General features: G+C 42.8%; 21 protein-coding genes. 17 read left to right on the top strand and 4 right to left on the bottom strand.

Annotated features, from left to right (window positions below; translation table 11 throughout):
- Window positions 1-27: 27 nt before the first annotated feature.
- The 14 genes from H6614_13330 to H6614_13395 all read left to right on the top strand — a co-directional run bounded on the left by H6614_13330 (window position 28) and on the right by H6614_13395 (window position 9,772).
- On the top strand, window positions 28-744 hold the full coding sequence (locus H6614_13330) for a pirin family protein (GenBank protein ID MCB9244652.1): 717 nt from the start codon (window positions 28-30) through the stop codon (window positions 742-744).
- 169 nt (window positions 745-913) lie between these two features.
- A complete protein-coding gene (locus H6614_13335; protein MCB9244653.1) occupies window positions 914-1,588 on the top strand; it encodes a hypothetical protein in 675 nt (224 codons plus the stop codon).
- Between the two features lie 8 nt (window positions 1,589-1,596).
- On the top strand, window positions 1,597-2,349 hold the full coding sequence (locus H6614_13340; protein MCB9244654.1) for a hypothetical protein: 753 nt from the start codon (window positions 1,597-1,599) through the stop codon (window positions 2,347-2,349).
- Window positions 2,350-2,408: 59 nt separating this feature from the next.
- On the top strand, window positions 2,409-2,819 hold the full coding sequence (locus H6614_13345; GenBank protein ID MCB9244655.1) for a DUF1761 domain-containing protein: 411 nt from the start codon (window positions 2,409-2,411) through the stop codon (window positions 2,817-2,819).
- A gap of 9 nt (window positions 2,820-2,828) precedes the next feature.
- The gene (locus H6614_13350; GenBank protein ID MCB9244656.1) at window positions 2,829-3,596 is read left to right on the top strand and encodes a membrane lipoprotein lipid attachment site-containing protein; all 768 of its coding nucleotides are present in this window, start codon (window positions 2,829-2,831) and stop codon (window positions 3,594-3,596) included.
- 5 nt (window positions 3,597-3,601) lie between these two features.
- Window positions 3,602-4,396, top strand: a complete 795-nt coding sequence (locus H6614_13355) for a hypothetical protein (protein ID MCB9244657.1) — start codon at window positions 3,602-3,604, stop codon at window positions 4,394-4,396.
- Complete coding sequence (locus H6614_13360) at window positions 4,389-4,796, top strand: DUF2809 domain-containing protein (protein MCB9244658.1); 408 nt, start codon at window positions 4,389-4,391, stop codon at window positions 4,794-4,796. The genes H6614_13355 and H6614_13360 overlap by 8 nt, the downstream gene beginning before the upstream one ends.
- Window positions 4,797-4,854: 58 nt before the next feature.
- Window positions 4,855-5,796 (top strand): bifunctional helix-turn-helix transcriptional regulator/GNAT family N-acetyltransferase, encoded by a 942-nt coding sequence (locus H6614_13365; protein ID MCB9244659.1) that lies wholly within the window; start codon window positions 4,855-4,857, stop codon window positions 5,794-5,796.
- 15 nt (window positions 5,797-5,811) lie between these two features.
- A complete protein-coding gene (locus H6614_13370; GenBank protein MCB9244660.1) occupies window positions 5,812-6,144 on the top strand; it encodes a VOC family protein in 333 nt (110 codons plus the stop codon).
- Window positions 6,144-6,662 carry a DinB family protein gene (locus H6614_13375; GenBank protein ID MCB9244661.1) on the top strand — a complete coding sequence of 173 codons (519 nt, stop codon included), beginning with the start codon at window positions 6,144-6,146 and terminating at the stop codon, window positions 6,660-6,662. The genes H6614_13370 and H6614_13375 overlap by 1 nt, the downstream gene beginning before the upstream one ends.
- Window positions 6,659-7,156 (top strand): hypothetical protein, encoded by a 498-nt coding sequence (locus H6614_13380; protein ID MCB9244662.1) that lies wholly within the window; start codon window positions 6,659-6,661, stop codon window positions 7,154-7,156. The genes H6614_13375 and H6614_13380 overlap by 4 nt, the downstream gene beginning before the upstream one ends.
- 71 nt (window positions 7,157-7,227) lie before the next feature.
- Entirely contained in the window at window positions 7,228-7,608 is a 381-nt protein-coding gene (locus H6614_13385; GenBank protein MCB9244663.1) for a GNAT family N-acetyltransferase, read from the top strand.
- Window positions 7,609-7,670: 62 nt separating this feature from the next.
- Complete coding sequence (locus tag H6614_13390; protein ID MCB9244664.1) at window positions 7,671-9,161, top strand: hypothetical protein; 1,491 nt, start codon at window positions 7,671-7,673, stop codon at window positions 9,159-9,161.
- Entirely contained in the window at window positions 9,161-9,772 is a 612-nt protein-coding gene (locus H6614_13395) for an FMN-binding negative transcriptional regulator (GenBank protein ID MCB9244665.1), read from the top strand. Before H6614_13390 ends, H6614_13395 begins: the two co-directional genes overlap by 1 nt.
- On the opposite strand, the gene H6614_13400 is transcribed toward H6614_13395, so the two are convergent.
- The 4 genes from H6614_13400 to H6614_13415 all read right to left on the bottom strand — a co-directional run bounded on the left by H6614_13400 (window position 9,773) and on the right by H6614_13415 (window position 16,251).
- The gene (locus H6614_13400; GenBank protein ID MCB9244666.1) at window positions 9,773-11,311 is read right to left on the bottom strand and encodes a T9SS type A sorting domain-containing protein; all 1,539 of its coding nucleotides are present in this window, start codon (window positions 11,309-11,311) and stop codon (window positions 9,773-9,775) included.
- A 62-nt stretch (window positions 11,312-11,373) separates the two neighbouring features.
- The gene (locus H6614_13405; GenBank protein MCB9244667.1) at window positions 11,374-12,990 is read right to left on the bottom strand and encodes a T9SS type A sorting domain-containing protein; all 1,617 of its coding nucleotides are present in this window, start codon (window positions 12,988-12,990) and stop codon (window positions 11,374-11,376) included.
- Between the two features lie 34 nt (window positions 12,991-13,024).
- Complete coding sequence (locus H6614_13410) at window positions 13,025-14,590, bottom strand: T9SS type A sorting domain-containing protein (protein MCB9244668.1); 1,566 nt, start codon at window positions 14,588-14,590, stop codon at window positions 13,025-13,027.
- A 50-nt stretch (window positions 14,591-14,640) separates the two neighbouring features.
- The gene (locus H6614_13415; protein ID MCB9244669.1) at window positions 14,641-16,251 is read right to left on the bottom strand and encodes a T9SS type A sorting domain-containing protein; all 1,611 of its coding nucleotides are present in this window, start codon (window positions 16,249-16,251) and stop codon (window positions 14,641-14,643) included.
- 260 nt (window positions 16,252-16,511) lie between these two features.
- On the opposite strand from H6614_13415, the gene H6614_13420 reads away from it, so the two are divergent.
- The 3 genes from H6614_13420 to H6614_13430 all read left to right on the top strand — a co-directional run bounded on the left by H6614_13420 (window position 16,512) and on the right by H6614_13430 (window position 17,847).
- A complete protein-coding gene (locus H6614_13420; GenBank protein ID MCB9244670.1) occupies window positions 16,512-16,766 on the top strand; it encodes a DUF3291 domain-containing protein in 255 nt (84 codons plus the stop codon).
- A gap of 2 nt (window positions 16,767-16,768) precedes the next feature.
- Window positions 16,769-17,227: a DoxX family membrane protein gene (locus H6614_13425; protein MCB9244671.1), complete on the top strand. Its 459-nt coding sequence runs from the start codon at window positions 16,769-16,771 to the stop codon at window positions 17,225-17,227.
- Window positions 17,228-17,355: 128 nt separating this feature from the next.
- Complete coding sequence (locus H6614_13430) at window positions 17,356-17,847, top strand: GNAT family N-acetyltransferase (GenBank protein MCB9244672.1); 492 nt, start codon at window positions 17,356-17,358, stop codon at window positions 17,845-17,847.
- Window positions 17,848-17,885: the final 38 nt, after the last annotated feature.

Below are 17,885 nucleotides of genomic sequence, written 5' to 3' on the forward strand. Positions count from 1 at the left end.
ATACAAACCATTTTAATCAAAAACCACATGCAAAAAGTACTACACAGAGCAGATTCGCGGGGTCATGTGAGCCACGGGTGGCTGGATACGTATCACAGCTTCAGCTTCGCCAGCTGGCATAATCCCGAAAGAGTAAGATTTGGTGTATTAAGGGTGCTGAATGACGATACCGTCGCGCCGGACCAGGGCTTCGGCATGCATCCTCACGACAATATGGAGATAATCACGATCATACTGAACGGGCAGTTAAAACACCGCGACAGCATGGGCTCGGACGGTGTAATTAAGGAGAACGAGATACAGGTGATGTCCGCGGGCAAGGGCGTTATGCATTCGGAATTCAATCCGTCGCAGGACGAGAGTGTGGAACTGTTCCAGATATGGATATTCCCGCGCGAGAAGAATATCGAGCCGAGGTATGACCAGATGTCGTTCGATCCCGCCGGCAAGGAGAACAAACTGCAGATGCTGGTGACTTCCGACAAAGATTCGAAGGACGCGATGTGGATAAACCAAGACGCGTATTTGTCGATGGGCAAGTTCGATGCAGGTAAGGAGATCGATTACGATATCCGTACGAAAGGAAACGGCGCGTATATTATGGTGGTGGAAGGAAAGGTGAACGTGGAAGGCGACGACCTGAGCAGAAGGGACGCGATGGGAATTTATGATACGGATAAGATAAATATTAAAGTTCTCGAACCGGATACGGAGATATTAATTATTGAAGTTCCAATGAATTAAGTTGGATAAGATCAACCCCGCCTCGAGCGGGGTTTTTTATTTGAACTTTTACCGCCTGTCAAAGTAGAAATAATAACAATAATTTGGTTTGAAATACTTGCTTTCAATATTGTCTTTTTTGGTTTTTAGTCTCCCTCTTTATTCACAGGGGGTACCGGATGATTTTTTTGTGGAATACACAGCCCCTCAAAAAATGTTGTTTGGGACAAGGTATGAAGATCTGAGAGCAGTATTTACTAAGTACAGGTCATATATCGAGTATGGATATAAATATGGGAATGAAAAAAAGTATATAGAAATTTCTAACGATGAAATAGGATATATATATGATCTACTTCTTAAAAACAATTTTTTGGAAACTAAATATAAAGAATTGGTTAATATTATTATTTGCGGGGATGGTCCTACCGAAATAATGGCAAGATATAATGGAAAAGCAAATTATGTAATTTCCGGGGATGGAACATACGTAGATAATGACGAGTATCCCGGATACAACTCAATTGTTGGAAGAATGTATGAATTTTTAATTGAGAAGGCTGTGATATTTGATAAAGATATGAAAATAATAATTGATAAAAGTGTTCTTGATACTAGATATTTTAATTCGCTGAGATTTAATTTTTATGGTTTCTCGAATAATAATGAAGATAATTCTCAATATGTAGTTAAAGTAAATAAGGGAATAAATAAAGGTATGGGAGAGTTTTTGGTTTTGGATTGGAAAGCAGACCCAATGGAGCAATTAAAATATGAAAACAGATTTTATTTTGACATTACAGACGAAACAGACTCAATCACTTTTTTTATTGAAAGCGATTCTTTAAAGTTTAAAATAAACTAAAATTCATTATGAAAACCGTAATCATTCTTTCAACGCTTTTATTCGGATTGGTTGGAGCGAAATGCTCGAATGCCTGCAACACGGATAATGTACCAAAGGACTTTCGCGTGACGCTTCACGACGGCGGAGGCATGGTGCGCGCGGGGGAGACATATTTTCTATCGAAGGACAGTTCTTACGCGGAGATATGGGACCAGGACGCGAAAACGAAAATATATTTTAAGGTGAGCATGAGCCAGCTGAAGAAACTGTACAACATCATAATCGAGAACCAGTTCCACGAGATAGAGACATACGAAGAAAGAGTATATGACAGGGGCGGAACGACCATAAGCTACAGGGCGGACGGCTCGTCTTACGAGAAATCGGATGCGGGGATGACATTTATCCAGGAAAGCTGGCGGGATGAGTTCGCGGCAGTGGAGAATGAAATACGGGAGATAGTATCGAATGAACTGGACCGCGCGTCGATAGACGTAACACTTGATATAGACGACAGCGTGATGGACGAAAACAAGATAGTGAATTTTAACGTTGGGTCGTCATTTACATACATGAGCGCGAGAGACGGCTGGCAAAAGAGCGTTACCGTGCGGCTGTATCCGGGTGAACACTACATGTACGTAACAATGCTCAATAAGGACCTCAGCACCGAGCCCGGCAGTAAGATATTCGCGCAGGGGCAGGGCATTCTCACAATAGATAAGGACACGAAATCCATCAGTGTGTACCGTGATGGGGAGAAGATATACTGGAAGTAACCATATAATTTTATATTATTTTTCGGCGAGAATATATAACTTTATAAAAAAGTTTTTATATGGAAACTATATTCGCGCAGGTAAATCTGCTCGCTGTTCTCGTGTCGTCCGTGGCTTATTTTATGCTGGGAGCGGCGTGGTACTCCCCGGTACTTTTCGCAAAACCCTGGATGAACGCCCTGGGTAAAAAGGAAGAGGATTTCCAATCCTCACCATCAAATTTCATCGCAACATTCATAGCTATATTCATCACCGTATACGTGCTCGGTATTTTTATTGTGCTTACGAATGCTAACGCACTGTTGCCGGGGGCATTTGTCGGCGCGGTCGCGGGGATAGGGTTCGTACTGACTTCATGCGGAATAAATTCGATATATGACGGCAGACCGGTTAAGCTGGTGCTGATAACGTCGGGTTATCATATACTGGGGCTGACCGTGTCGGGAATTATTCTCGGAATCTGGAATTAAAAAAGTGAAATGAAAAAATATTTATTCGCAGTATTATTGACGGCGCTGGTCTCAGGCTGTTCGACAAATGACATGCCGGAACAACGCCCGGAAGACCTTACGATCGTGTATAAAGAAGACGGCGGTATGGTGGACATGGGAAAGACGATATTCCTCTCCAAAGACAGCAACTATGTGATATTCCGTAATAACGGTACTGAAAACAAAGTTTACCTGAAATACAATAAGGCGGATATAGATAATATCTACAAGATCTTGAGGGATAAGAAGTTTTCCAATATAGGTACTCATACCGAAGATGAAGTATATGACAGGGGCGGATCGTCAATTACGGTTTCGTATGGCGGGGAGTCTATAACCAAGTCCAACACAGGCACAACATACGTGGATGAGTCTTCCAAGAAAACGTACGGTGAAATAAGTACCGCGATAAATAAAATGGTCGATGATTTCCTCGAACTTTTGAAAAGGAATTTTAAGATAGAGCTGGACACTACTCTAATCGGTGAAGGGAGAGACCTGGAATTTAATTTAAACACGGACTATACGTATAACAGCGGAAAGGAAGGGCGCAGGGACAGTATATTGCTGACGGTGCTCGACGGAACAAACATGTTTTACCTAATTCTCAACGAAAAGAACCCGGCTAACGGCAGGGTAGAACGCAAAGCAACAAAACAAATCCCCATTACTATCGATCCCTTAATGATCGGAGCCCGCTTTTATTACGCAGGTGACGAGATCAAATGGGACCCGATCAACATGCAAATAAATTAAATCTAATGTTACGAATTTCAGCCATACTTTTACTTTTAGTATTCCTTCAAACGGGATGCGAAACCTCCTCCGATAAAGTTTACCTGCCCTCTACAATGCCGGAGGACATTGTGGTAGAATTTAACGACGCAATGTCGGGCAAAGATTTTCATTTATCGCTGGATACCTCTTATGCGGTATTTATGGTAAACGGCGAAACAAAGAAAGTCGATATTGATGTGAGCCGGGAAGAGATGACAAAGCTTTTCAGCCTGCTCCAGACAAACGACCTCTCACGGATAGATACGTTTAAAATCCCTATACAGAATCTGCCTGAGGAATCGAAGAAACCGGTGTATGATCTGAATGTGAAGTGGGGAGGAAACACGATACAGAAGTACGTCTCAGCGGATACGAGGATCAAACAAGAAAACCAGATGCAGTTCGATGACATTGTAAACGGAATACTAATGGTTGCATACGCTTCACTGGAAAAGCAAAGAAGGGAAATAACATTTCAGCTGGACGAAAGCCTCTATGCAGGGAATAATTTTGTTACGGTGGACGTGAACACATTCTTTACCGGCGACTCGCTTTATTTTTACAGCTCTAACGACGTGGGTAAGAAGAACGAGCTGAAAGTAAGGACACTCGACGGGAAAAACCTCATTACTCTCTTTGTGAACAGGACGAACCCGACACCCGGACAGGCGTTCAACGTTGCAAGCGGTAATTTCAACATCGACATTACTCAGAACATGAAAGGATTAAAATTTTATCTAGAGAGTGACTCGATAAAGTGGACACCAGTGAATGAGTAAGCTCCCGACCAAAAGACGCCGTCTTTTATACATCATTTCAATAGTTATAGTAATAGCCCTCGGTCTTGCCTCGAGAAAGATCATGGGCTTTCCTTATTTCGTTTATGAATATGTGGGCGACGTGCTATGGGCAGTGAACGTGTACCTAATATTCGCGGTATTATTTCCTTCCGAAAAGATCCCGCTTATATCGGTGGTCACATTCTTCTTTTCATTCCTAATAGAATTTAGCCAGATATACCACGCCCCCTGGATAGACAGCATCCGCGATACATTTATAGGCGGATTAGTGCTGGGATACGGGTTTTTATGGAGCGATATACTATGCTACCTGATAGGAACGGCTATCGGCGCGGTTCTCGATTCCATCCTCTTAAGATATTCACCGGCAAAGAACTAAAATATAATATTGACAGATTGATTCTTATATCATATATTTAGTTGAATATTTCAACTAAATGGTTATAATAATCAACAAAGCTAACCCTATGGAACCCCTGGTCAAAAATCTAAGGCTGTCATTAAGGAAGCTCGTACGCGAGCTGGACGTAACGAAAGGCGTCTATAAGTCCACCGGATACTCTTATACTGAATGCCACATTCTGATAGAGCTAGATCAATATGGAATGATGACGATAAAGGAGCTGGCAGAACTTCTGAACACGGATAAGTCTATCGTAAGCAAGACGGTAAATTCGATGATGAAAAAAGGACTGCTCAAAACGGAAAAGAACAGGACCGATAACCGTCAGAAGCCCCTCGTTCTCACGCAAAAAGGAAAAAGCGAAGCCTCACGTCTCAATTACGAAGCCAACGTGCAGGTTACCGAAGCGCTCTCTATTCTCAAAGAGGAGGAGAGGGACATTGTATTGAAAGGTATACAGTCGTATTCAAAGGCGCTGAATAAAATGCGCAGGCAGGCGGAATATCAGGTACGCCCGATCAGGAAGAGCGACAATAAATTCATGGAGAAGATAATCATCGATGTGATGACGGAGTTTGGCGCGGTCGGTGAGGGCTATTCGATCAAGGATGCTGAGGTAGCGAACATGTTCGATGCTTATAATAACGACAAGTCGGCGTATTTCGTGATCACCCGTGGTAAGGAGGTACTGGGCGGAGCAGGTGTAGGCATTCTGCCGGAAGCGGAGGATGTCTGTGAATTAAAGAAAATGTACTTCGTTCCGGAGATACGCGGAATAGGTCTTGGTGAAAAGTTGTTGAATCTCTGCCTTGATGCGGCACGTAAAATTGGTTACAAGAGGTGTTACCTGGAAACACTCGAAAGAATGCCACAGGCGAGAGGACTATATATGAAATACGGTTTCGACCCGATCAATGGTCCGGTCGGGTGTACGGGGCATTACAGCTGTGATAATTATTACATACGTGATCTCTAATTAAAAATTAATCAAATGAAATTCGAGTACAGTCCTAACATTGCATTAAATGTAAAAGACCGCGACAAAGCCGGCGAGTTTTATAAAAATGTGCTGGGGATGAACTTCGTGGAGGATAAGAACGGCGACCTTCAATTTACAGCCGGTTCGATGAATTTTTATTTCGCGGAGGGTACACCCGGTCAGACCTTTTTTGAATTCAAAGTGGATAATGTGAAAGAGGCTCGCGAGCTTCTCGAAAAGGAAGGGTGCAAAGTAACACACGAATACAGCGATAAGAACGTGATGATCTCCGACCCTTACGGAATGAACTTCCATATCTGGGAGGAAGGGGCGGTGTTTGATTGATGGTCGAACAAATTCCCTGGATAGAAAGAAAGTTTAATTTCAATGACCTGCATGAAGGGCTGTTTCCCGATATCGTAGAACGTTTAAGAGGTACGCCTGCGCGTCTCGAAGAATCCTTGAAAGGTCTTTCCGAAGAGCGATTATCCGCAAAACCCGGCAGTAAATGGTCCATAAAGGAAGAGGCCGGGCATCTTTATGACCTGGAGGACCTATGGAGCGTCCGCCTGAAAGGATTGCTCTCCGATAAACCGGAGATAGTTCCTGCAGATATGACAAACAAAAAAACTCACGAAGCAGATCACAATTCACGCAGTATAGACGAACTCCTTGTGCAATTCAGGACGGCACGGCAGGAGCTTGTCGATAATCTAGATAAACTAACCGAGGACGAGGTTCTCGCATTTGCTATTCACCCCCGCTTGAATACAAAGATGCGTGTAATTGACCTTGCCTTTTTTGTCGCTGAGCACGATGACCACCATCTGGCTCACATAACCAAAACAAAATCTACATTATGAACGAGCACAAATTTTCACTCACGCAGTTTGAGCGGGGTATCCTGATTGACATTTCCATGGAAGAGGCGTACAAATACGCCGGTACATCAGATGGTATTTCGAAATGGTTCATCGGTGAAGCAATATACACGGCGCCCGATGGGCACACCCGCCCCGGTGACGAGCCTGCACAAAAAGGCGATAAGTATACTTTCAACTGGGTTTATAAGGATCTTTCCCTGTCGGGTGAAGTGCTCGATGCCAACGGGAAGGATTTCATAAATTTCACATTCGGCGGTACCGCTGAATTCAATATCAAACTATCCGAGCTCGACGGAAGGGTATTCTTTAACCTTTCGCAGATAAGCAACCCGGATAACCCGATGCCGGAACTCGCTCACATTAACTGCTATGTGTGCTGGTCATTTTTCCTTCTCAATTTAAAGTCTGTTGCCGAGAATGGTTTCGATCTCAGGGAATGGGATTATGATATGGAAGGTCTGGCAAACTGGTAAGGATCAAAAAAATAACCGGGAATAGTTTACCTAAAGAAATCAACGATGCCATCAGCTTACTTCTTCTACAGATGGAATTTCTTGGAGAGAGAAAAACCCGCAAAGACGTGAAGAGTGTTGTTGAAGCCTCTTTGAAGAAGGGTTCTTCGGCATTTATCTTTTTATTGTACACCGGTGATAAAAAACCTGCCGGGGTTTGTTTCTTTAATGTCTGCCTCGGAGTTCAGAGCGGGGGTAGATACATCTGGATAAATGAAATATTCGTAAAAGAAGAATACCGTGGGATAGGTTACGGCAAGGCAATGCTGGAATACCTGGAGAACTTTGCCAAAAGAAAAAAATATGTTTACATTGCCGCTCAAAGAGATCCTAAAAATAACAATTCTAAAATGCTCTTCAATTCTGCTAAATTCTTTGAGGGCACGGTAATATGGATGGATAAAAAAGTCTAAAACCAACCCGGTGGCATTTAAACTATATTATGATTTGATTATTTTACTTCAAATCGAATCAAATGCCTTTATTCCGCTCCAGAGCGTCTAAATTAATATTTATTCCATTAATTATCATCATCGGGCTATACCTGGTATTGCTCATTCCATTCCCCGATGCGGGTGAATTTAAGCCGTCCACAAAGAAGCCCTTCGAGTGGAATAAGGACGCGCTCTGGGATGAGCTGGAAGGTAAGTTCGCAGCGAACCGCGAAAAGGGCTGTGAGGTGTTAGGCCCGGCGATCGACAGCGCGTTTACTGAGCTGGACTCTCTATTAATAAGGATCGGCAGGAAAGATCAGACTCCGGGCGCTCCGGTTTGGGATACACTTGAATACAAGCTATTCGACCTCGCGTCGATGGTAGCGGTCTGCCCGGATCAGATAATGAAGTTCGCCGCGAAGAGCAACCTCGTAAGGCTGGCAGTGAAACGCAATTCACAGCACTGGGATATGAACGACCGTGACACGCGTTTTAGAATGTACAGGCTCTTGTACGGGGGCAGAATGGCGCTGGAGGAGGTGATGCTCCAGGCGCCGAAGGAAAAGATTCCCGTACTTATACGGGGCTCGGATGAAATATCGTGGACACCCTCTGGCAGGTACGGCGATCTGCGTCTTCACAGCGGTGACATACTTGTCTCGAGAGGAGGTGCGCCGGTCTCGGCATTGATAGCGCGTGGTAATGACTTCCCGGGCAGTTTCTCTCACGTTGCGCTTGTTTACGTGGATGAAAATACGGGTAAGATATATACGGTCGAGTCTCATATCGAGATCGGGGCGGCAGTCTCTACACTCGAGGAATATCTCGCCGATAAAAAATACCGCGTAATGATACTGCGTCCGCGCGGTGACGTCCCGGAGTTTAAAGCCAACCCGATGCTTCCGCACGAGGCGGCGCTGATGGCATACACGAATGTCACCACGGGGCATATACCCTATGATTTCGAGATGAATTTCAGTGACCCGTCAAAACTGTTTTGCTCGGAGGTCGCGTACGCGTACTATAAGCAGTACGGCGTAGAGCTATGGTCGGGAATATCCACTATATCTTCTAAGGGTGTTGCCGACTGGCTTTACTCAGTGGGGGTGAGGAACTTCGAGACGCACGAGCCGTCCGACCTGGAATACGATCCGCAGCTTACAGTGGTGGCTGAGCTCCGTAATCCTGAAGCACTCTACGAACGCCATAAGGATGATGCTGTACTCGACGTGATGCTGGAGGACGCAACGAAGAAAAACGAACGATTGGAGTATGATTGGTATCTGCTTCCTTTTGCGAGGATGCTCAAGCTGTACAGCCTCGTGCTGAACATGTTCGATAAGGAAGGTCCGATACCCGAGGGAATGTCACCGGAGGCAGCGCTAAGGGTAAGTAACTTCGAGAAAAGATTCAAGCAGATCAAAAGCCGTCTGGACGAGCTTTCGGATGAATTTAAAAAGAAAGAGGGCTATACGCCACCGTACTGGCAATTAGTAAAGATGGCTAAAACAGCAAAGGATGAAATAAAATAATGTACATACCGAAACATTTCAGGGAAGAAGACGAGCAGGAGATCGAGAATTTCATTAAAGCGAACAGCTTTGGAATTATTGTCTCCGTGCAGGAAGGTATTCCAATTGGAACACACATTCCTTTTATGATAGAGAAGCGTGACGGCGAGCTCATTCTCCGCGCTCACATTGCAAGAGCCAACACGCAGAAGGAATCGCTTACAGACGGCGCGAAGGTGCTGGTTATTTTCCCCGGGCCTCACACATATATTTCATCTACCTGGTATAAGAATACGAGTGTACCGACGTGGAACTTCATGTCCGTACACGCATACGGCACTCTGCGGCTTATCGATGATGAGGAACTCCACAAATCCCTCTCCGACCTGGTAAAAGTGAACGAGGGCGAAGGCGGACATGATATTACTTCCTATCCGGATGACTATGTGCGTAAGCTGATGAACGGCGTTATTGGGTTTGAAATTACGGTGAACGAGATACAGGCTAAGTACAAACTTAGCCAGAATAAAAATGAAGACGACCGCGAAGGTGTGTATAAAGGACTCTCTGAAAGAGAAGACGAACAGTCCGGAGAGATAATGAAGGAAATGAAAAGGAAAAATAAGGAATAACTACTTTACCAGAACCATCTTCTTTGTCTCGGCGAACTCCCCGGCATTTAGCGTGTAAAAATAAATTCCCGACGATAGACCTTCCCCGTTAAATTCGTACTCGTACACACCCGGCGCGAGCTCCTGATTTACCAGCTTTGCCACCTCCCTGCCCGATATGTCGTAGATTATCAGCTTCACGAACTCTTTATTTCCCGGCACGTCGAACCTGATCTTTGTCGAGGGATTGAACGGGTTCGGGTAGTTTTGATGCAGACGGAATGTTTCCGGTACTTCGGAAGAGATTGGCGTAATGCCGATCGTCTGCCAGAAGTTACGGACGGTATTTGTTAACTGCTTTAGTTTTGTAACGGAGTTTAAATTATTCGAACCTCTAGCCATCATAAAAGCGGTGACTATTTCAATTTTTTGACCGTTTGTAACAGATAAAGTTGAATCGGATGTATTCATAATAAAACGTTTGTCGCTGGGATTAGCGGGAAAATGTGTTCCTGTCGTATCTCCACCGCAATTCCAAATGCTTCCATCATCTTCTGTCCATCCTAAACCTGTTTCGGGATCTCCTGAAAAAGCATGTTTTGTTCTCATCATGTTCACTGCATTGATCCATGGCGTATAATCCCTTTTAAATCCTTTCATATACCTGTAAGCTTCCTCAGGGTTATAGGGAAACTGCTGGCATACCGGACCCGCCTGAATTTCCTCTTGAGGTATGAAACCCGTTAAACCAAATTCAACTCCCCCCGAATTTTTTGGGGTGCTTAAAAAACAAATGCCGACTGCAGGCGGGTTAAGTCCGTACGAATTTCCCAAACCTGTTCCGTCCATATTGTCCGAATTATATACAAACCCTAAATCTAGCAGTGTGTCGCAGCCTAAAAAATCATCTGTAGCTTCACCAAGATCACCATCGCAGAATAATGTAAATATTGTTCCATTCCACGTTGATCCTGATTTATTAATGATCTCCCACTTTCTGAACTGGACATCCTCTAACCCCATATTATCATAACACCATGCCGTGAAGTGTGCCTGAGCCATTAGAGGATCTGTTCCCCCTCCAAAACCTTCCGAAGCGGTATGGCTCTCCGGGAATCCATCTGTCATACACAAGAAAATCGTTTGAGAAGCATCTTTTACGCCGGGCATATCTATGCCTAGCTCGAAAAGTCCGTTATTATTTACATCCACAAAAGGCGCGCCATACGGTACCATATTTCCCCACTCCGCGTAATCAGTATTAGTAAAAGTAGTATCACCTCTCACAATTCTGAAAATATGAAACCTGCTGTCCGTAATCGGGGCACCATTTGATATAAAACCCGGTCTATATTCCCCTGTATATGATGAAGACGCCATTAAAAGGCTTCCGTTTACTTTCGCAGCAATAGTGAGACCTGTCGTAAATATTGCAAACTTCCCGCTGCCGTTTGGCCATTGAAAGCCGGGCTTATTATTAATACTTAAGTCCCGGTCAAAGGAACCGGTATTAATTATATATGTGGATATATTATTTCCATCGAATATTCGTTGATTCATTACGAATTGAGAGTGCACAGAAACCGGTATAAAGCATATCAATATTAAAATTAAAAGCTTCCTCACTTTACCAGAACCATTTTTTTTATTTCGGAATAATTTCCTGCTTCCAGCTTATAAAAATACATTCCGCTGGACAGGGTTCCACTATTAAAGTCATACTCATACACTCCCGGCGCGAGCTCCTGATTAACAAGCTTTGCTACCTCCCTTCCCGATATGTCGTAGATTATCAGCTTCACGAACTCTTTATTTCCCGGCACGTCGAATCTTATCTTTGTCGAGGGATTGAACGGGTTCGGGTAATTTTGATGCAGACGGAATGTCTCCGGCACTTCGGTCGAGATGGGACTTATACCGATCGTTTGCCAGAAGCTACGGATGGTATTTTCAAGTAGTTTCAGTTTTATTACAGAATTTAAATTGTTACTTCCCCTGGCTATTTGCTGTGATACGGCTATTGTAACTTGTTGTCCTGCAGAAAGGTTATATAAAGAATCGGCAATACTCATAACCATCCTTCTATCGCCGCCTGGGCTTTGTACAACTGAACCGGTTGTATCGCCTCCACAGTTGCCTATTTTTCCATCTGATTCTGTCCACCCTACTCCAGTCTCAGGATTCCCAGTATAGCAGTATTTGGTTGTTGTCATACTTAAAGGGTTTACCCATTTTGTACCATCGCTTTTCAAGCCCTTCATATAGTTGTAAGCTTGTATCGGTGAATCTGCCCCGTTTTCACATCCGGCTCCCGGGGTAGAAAAATTGTTAAAAAATGTAAAAGATGATAAACCAAATTCTTTGTTGGACGAATTTGTTGGTGTTTTTAGAAATGTTATACCAACTGCTGGCGGACTTGCTCCGTATGTTCCCGGCTCTCCGTTCCCATCAGTGTTATCACTATTATAACAATATCCTAAATTTGAAGAAGTATCACATCCTATCCAATCATCAGTTGCGCTACCTAAATCCGGATCGGTTACTAATGAGAGTATGGTTCCATTCCATGTTGATCCGGATTTATTTATTACATCCCATTTGACAAACTGTACATCTTCTAGTCCCATAGTATTGTAACACCAAGCTGTCATATGTACCTCAGCATATAATGGAGCTGTTCCACCCCCAAAACCCTCCCCACTATTATGTTGACTGGCAAACCCATCAGTCATACATAAGAAAATTGTCTGGATTGCCCCTCTGACTCCGGGAGTATCTATTGCCGCTTCGTATATCCCATTATTATTTACATCTACGTATGGCGCTCCATAGGGTACCATCATTCCCCAGTTTGCATAATCAGGATTAGTGAATTGATTGTCTCCAAACCTTACTCTATAAAGTTTAAAGTTTGAATTTGTAAAAGCCTGACCATTGTCTGAATAACCTGGTGCATACTCACCTTCATAAGATGCTGCAGCCATTCTTAGCTGTCCATTGATTTTAGCTGCAATTGTAAGCCCAGCGGTAAATATTGCATGTGTACCCATACCCTTTGGCCATTCATATCCGGGCGCATTATTTTGTGTAATATTTTGATCCAGAATACCCGTATTTATAAAAAAGGATCTAATATTGTTTCCATCAAGATTTACGTATTCTTGTACAATCTGTGCATTTAAAATACTCGAAAGTAATATTGAATAGAATAAAGATAAACTTAGTGATAGAGTTTTCATAGTTCGATTTAATTAATTATTAAGTTTAACTTCCTCACTTTATCAGAACCATTTTTTTTGTTTCGGAATAGTTTCCTGCTTCCAGTTTATAAATATACATCCCGCTGGATAAGTTTGTACCGTCAAAATCATATTCGTACACTCCCGGCGCGAGCTCCTGATTAACAAGCTTTGCTACCTCTCTGCCAGATATGTCATAGATTATCAGCTTCACGAATTCCTTATTCCCCGGCACGTCGAACCTTATCTTTGTCGAGGGATTGAACGGGTTAGGATAATTCTGGTGCAGTCGGAATTCAATTGGAACCTCAGATGAAATAGGAGTAATGCCGATCGTCTGCCAGAAGTTACGGACTGTACCAGCTAACTGTTTTAGTTTTGTTACAGAATTAAGGTAATTACTCCCGTGTTCCGCAAATTGGGAAGCAACAATTGTTATTGCTTGATTACTGCCAACACTAAATAAAGAATCACCTGTGCTCATACATATCCTTCGATCGCCTGGGTTACTACTTACAATTGTATCTGAAAATATTCCATTGCAATTCCTGATCACTCCTTTATTCTCCGTCCAACCAGTGGATGTTTCAGGGTCACCGGAAAAAATATACCTTGTTGGGGTTGGGGGATTGTGCTCAGGATTCAGCCATTGAGTACCGTCTCTTTTTAAACCTTTCATATAATTGTATGCATCAGTCGGAGTATTTGGAAAACCTTCGCATGTAATTACGGTGCTGCTCCCATATCTAACAAAGGAAGTTAATCCAAATTCCTGCCCTATATTGTTCTTAGGTGTTTTCAGGAAACTGATTCCGACTGCGGGTGGATTTGAGCCATACGTTCCGGGACCCCCTCCTCCGTCATCGTTGTCTCCGTTATATCCATAACTCATCTCGAGTGAAGTATCACATCCAACCCAATCATCAACAGCATCACCCACATCGTAATCGGATACTATAGAAAATATAGCTCCATTCCAATTTGATCCAGACTTATTAATTATTTCCCATTTAATAAAATTAACATCCTCCAGCCCGCTAGAAGTGTAGCTCCAGGCTGTAAGATGCATTTCAGCCATTAAAGGAGCGGTTCCTCCTCCAAAACCTTCAGAAGCAGTATGGCTTCCGGGGAACCCATCAGTCATGCATATGAATATAGTCTCTTGCGATCCTGTTACCCCTGGTTTATCTATTCCCGGGTCAAATATCCCATTTGTATTTATATCCGTAAAGGGTGCTCCATATGGAACCATGTCACCCCAGTTTGCATAATCTGGGTTAGTATTACCATTGTCTATCCAGTATATCTTGTAAACGTGAAAACGGGAATCCGTCATTGGTACTCCATTTAAAATATAACCCGGTTGACATTCGCCCTTATACGAGGATGCAGCCATCAATAGTGTTCCGTTTAAATTTGCAGTTATTGTTAACCCTGTTGTAAATATAAGATGTGCGCCATTTACATTTCCTTTCGGCCACTCAAACCCGGGCGAATTATTGGAGGATATATCCTGGTTAAAAATGCTGGTATTTATGAAAGGAGTTTTTATCCTGTTCGCATCCATCAATTTTTGTTCCTGGGTGACTTGGGAGAACATAACCCCCGGAAATATTGTAATTAATACAGTAAGAATAAATATTTTTTTTCTCATTTTATCAGAACCATTTTTTTTGTTTCGGAATAGTTTCCTGCTTCCAGTTTATAAATATACATCCCGCTGGATAAGTTTGTACCGTTAAAATCGTATTCATATACTCCCGGCGTGAGCTCCTGATTTACCAGTTTTGCTACCTCCCTTCCCGATATGTCGTAGATTATCAGTTTTACGAATTCTTTATTCCCCGGCACATCGAACCTAATCTTTGTCGATGGATTGAACGGGTTAGGGTAGTTTTGGTGCAGACGGAATTCAGTTGGAACCTCAGATGAAATAGGATTAATGCCGATCGTCTGCCAGAAGTTGCGGACGGTATTTGTTAACTGCTTTAATTTTGAGACGGAGTTTAAATTATTGTTCCCCCTGGCGATCTGTTGTGAAGCGACAATTGTAACAGATTGTCCGGAAGGAAGGTTAAACAAGGAGTCCGAGGTGGATAGAACCATTTTCCTATCTCCCGGCGCACGGGGAATAGTGTACCCGGAATCTCCGCCGCAATTTACTAAAGATCCGTCATCTTCGTTCCAGCCGGCTCCTGTCTCCGGATCTCCAGAATATAAGTAAACGGTCTTTGCGTAGTTCAGAGGATTTTTCCAGGGCGATCCGTCAACTTTTATTCCTTTCATAATATTGTATGCGCCCTGTGGATTAGATGGTGGAAACTGGCACACAGGTGAATTTCCGAAAATCGTAAATGTTGTTGAGGTAACCAAACCATAATCAGAATTGGTTGATAGATTTAGTGGAGAGGATAATATACCGAATCCTACTGCCGGTGGATTCGCTCCATATCCTCCATAATATCCGCTATCAAAATTATCGGAGTTATACGTAAACGCTAAATCCAGAAGAGTATCACACCCAATAAAATCGTCATTCGCGTCACCCAGATCGGTATCATAGAACAAAGTAAACATTGAACCTTCCCATAGTGATGTAGATTTATTTATAACTTCCCATTTTAAAAACTGAACATCTTCGAGTCCGGAGTTATCGTAACACCAAGCTGTGAAATGAACTTCAGCGAGCAAAGGTTCTGTGCCTCCTCCAAGTCCTTCTTTGGACATATGGCTCTCCGTGAATCCATCTGTAAGACAAATAAATACCGTTTGTGAAGCATCCTTTATGCCGGGTCTATCTATGCCGAGCTCGAATAGCCCGTTATTATTTACATCTATATACGGAGCTCCATACGGTACCATGTTTCCCCATTCCGCGTAATCAGGGTTTGTGAAAGTAGTATCGCCTCGTTTAATTTTGAAAATATGAAACCTGCTGTCAGTAAACGGAGCACCATTATTAATATACCCCGGCCGGTATTCGCCGTTGTAAGACGCGGCAGCCATCCGGATCTGCCCGTTGACCTTCGCCGCGATGGTTAACCCTCCCGTGAATATTGCAAATTTTCCAGAACCTTTTGGCCATTCAAATCCGGGATGGTTTTGCTGTGAGATGTCTTGATCTAATATACCCGTGTTAATTATAAATGCGGAAATGTTATTTCCATCAAGTGTTTTCTGCTGTTGCGTAAACTGTGAATAAGAGGACAAGGGTATAATGATCAGAACTATTAATGCGGTAGATATGGAAAGTATTCTCATTTTTTTGGTTTGCTTAATTGTAAGCCCTCGTCCCAAAGATAATCATTATAAGTAAAATAAGTCAAGTGATTCCGAATGTATAGTAATGGTAAATTAGGAGGTTATAAGAGTGGTAATAAATACCGCTTGATATTATGAACAGTGTTCAGTAAATTTGTAGTGTTTAATCTAACTTGGAAATCATGATCGCTTCCGTTACACGAATTAAGTTAAAAAATCCATTAAAATTATTTAAATTCTTTCGGGTAGTTCCTAAAATTATGAAACAGGCCGGTATCTCAGAGGGAAACATATCCTATACCGCACGTTACAAAGGTTACCTAACCTTTTGGACGCTCACCTCCTGGGAATCTAAGGAAGCTATGATGGCATTTGTACTGAACGGTGTTCATAAGGAAGTAATGAAAGAAACCCGCTGGTACTCGAGTGATTTTGAGACAACAAACTGGGTTACAACCGGCAAGCCCTCCTGGGATGAAGCAGAAAAAGCACTTTTTAGTAAAAAAACCAAATAAAAATGGCATTTTTCATTGGATTAGTAGTAATTTACCTCATATTGACGCTAATTGGTTTTTTTGCTTTTAAGGACAAGCTTTCCGACAGCAAGTTCAAAGGAAGGGTTGCGGCTTCAGTGATGTTTATACTCACCGGTATAAGCCATTTCACAAACACCGAAGCATTTCTGGCTATCACACCTGACTTTATCCCCGCCACAAAGGAAATGATATACCTTAGCGGAATTTTTGAAATACTTGGCGCTATCGGGCTCCAGATACCCAAATTCCGGAAATTCTCCGCATGGGGACTCATCTTACTTCTGTTAGCCGTATTTCCGGCGAATATAAATGCCGCGGTAAACGGGATCCTTACGGAGGTGGCATTTGGTATCGGGACATGGTATCTGTGGGTACGCCTTTTATTCCAGCCGGTATTCATATGGTGGGTCTGGTGGAGCTCTCTGAAAAAAGAAAGCTAATAGCGAAATTTCGAATCTCATCCTCCCCTTTACGGATTTCTATGATATGACCGAATTTTTTTATGAATTGGTAGGAAATTATTTTAAATTTAACCTAGTGAATTACCATTTGCAAAAAGTAAGGGATAATGCAGAGCAACGTTATATTAAAACCAGTCTCGAAGAGTAATTGGGAGAGTGTAATACAGCTTTCGATCTACCCAAAGCAACAGCATTTTGTGTTACCTGTTTCCGTTTCACTATCAAAAGCCTACGTCAAACCGGATGATATGAGGATAACTCCTTATGCAATTCTCGCCGGCGATATTACTGTTGGATTTTTTGTAATAAAATGCGATCCATACAGCAGTCAAAATTACTGGATAGAGGGGTTTTTGGTCGATAAGGAATACCAGAATAATGGCTACGGTACAAAGGCAGTAAAACAAGCGATAGAGATGGTGCATAAGAAATATAAGAACTGCAGGGCACTGAAGATAAAGGTAGAACCGGGAAACAAACCGGGAATACGTGTCTGTGAAAAATGCGGATTAAAAAACACCGGCATATACTCTGTAGGCGAAGAGATATATATGATCAATATACCTGAAGGCGTTGCGTCGAAAAAGATCCCTGCCTGATCACTTGAGTAAGATCATCCGTCTCGTCTCAACAAAAT

The sequence above is a fragment of the Ignavibacteriales bacterium genome, assembly GCA_020635255.1.
In the GTDB taxonomy this organism is placed as follows: domain Bacteria; phylum Bacteroidota; class Ignavibacteria; order Tepidaquicellales; family Tepidaquicellaceae; genus JAEYVS01.

Coding starts and splice junctions, on each gene's coding strand:
- H6614_13385 (MCB9244663.1), top strand. CDS start 7,228: ATGGAATTTCTTGGAGAGAGAAAAACCCGCAAAGACGTGAAGAGTGTT.
- H6614_13390 (MCB9244664.1), top strand. CDS start 7,671: ATGCCTTTATTCCGCTCCAGAGCGTCTAAATTAATATTTATTCCATTA.
- H6614_13410 (MCB9244668.1), bottom strand. CDS start 14,590: ATGTTCTCCCAAGTCACCCAGGAACAAAAATTGATGGATGCGAACAGG.
- H6614_13380 (MCB9244662.1), top strand. CDS start 6,659: ATGAACGAGCACAAATTTTCACTCACGCAGTTTGAGCGGGGTATCCTG.
- H6614_13405 (MCB9244667.1), bottom strand. CDS start 12,990: ATGAAAACTCTATCACTAAGTTTATCTTTATTCTATTCAATATTACTT.
- H6614_13395 (MCB9244665.1), top strand. CDS start 9,161: ATGTACATACCGAAACATTTCAGGGAAGAAGACGAGCAGGAGATCGAG.
- H6614_13330 (MCB9244652.1), top strand. CDS start 28: ATGCAAAAAGTACTACACAGAGCAGATTCGCGGGGTCATGTGAGCCAC.
- H6614_13425 (MCB9244671.1), top strand. CDS start 16,769: ATGGCATTTTTCATTGGATTAGTAGTAATTTACCTCATATTGACGCTA.
- H6614_13365 (MCB9244659.1), top strand. CDS start 4,855: ATGGTTATAATAATCAACAAAGCTAACCCTATGGAACCCCTGGTCAAA.
- H6614_13400 (MCB9244666.1), bottom strand. CDS start 11,311: ATGAATCAACGAATATTCGATGGAAATAATATATCCACATATATAATT.
- H6614_13350 (MCB9244656.1), top strand. CDS start 2,829: ATGAAAAAATATTTATTCGCAGTATTATTGACGGCGCTGGTCTCAGGC.
- H6614_13370 (MCB9244660.1), top strand. CDS start 5,812: ATGAAATTCGAGTACAGTCCTAACATTGCATTAAATGTAAAAGACCGC.
- H6614_13430 (MCB9244672.1), top strand. CDS start 17,356: ATGCAGAGCAACGTTATATTAAAACCAGTCTCGAAGAGTAATTGGGAG.
- H6614_13415 (MCB9244669.1), bottom strand. CDS start 16,251: ATGAGAATACTTTCCATATCTACCGCATTAATAGTTCTGATCATTATA.
- H6614_13355 (MCB9244657.1), top strand. CDS start 3,602: ATGTTACGAATTTCAGCCATACTTTTACTTTTAGTATTCCTTCAAACG.
- H6614_13345 (MCB9244655.1), top strand. CDS start 2,409: ATGGAAACTATATTCGCGCAGGTAAATCTGCTCGCTGTTCTCGTGTCG.
- H6614_13360 (MCB9244658.1), top strand. CDS start 4,389: ATGAGTAAGCTCCCGACCAAAAGACGCCGTCTTTTATACATCATTTCA.
- H6614_13420 (MCB9244670.1), top strand. CDS start 16,512: ATGAAACAGGCCGGTATCTCAGAGGGAAACATATCCTATACCGCACGT.
- H6614_13375 (MCB9244661.1), top strand. CDS start 6,144: ATGGTCGAACAAATTCCCTGGATAGAAAGAAAGTTTAATTTCAATGAC.
- H6614_13340 (MCB9244654.1), top strand. CDS start 1,597: ATGAAAACCGTAATCATTCTTTCAACGCTTTTATTCGGATTGGTTGGA.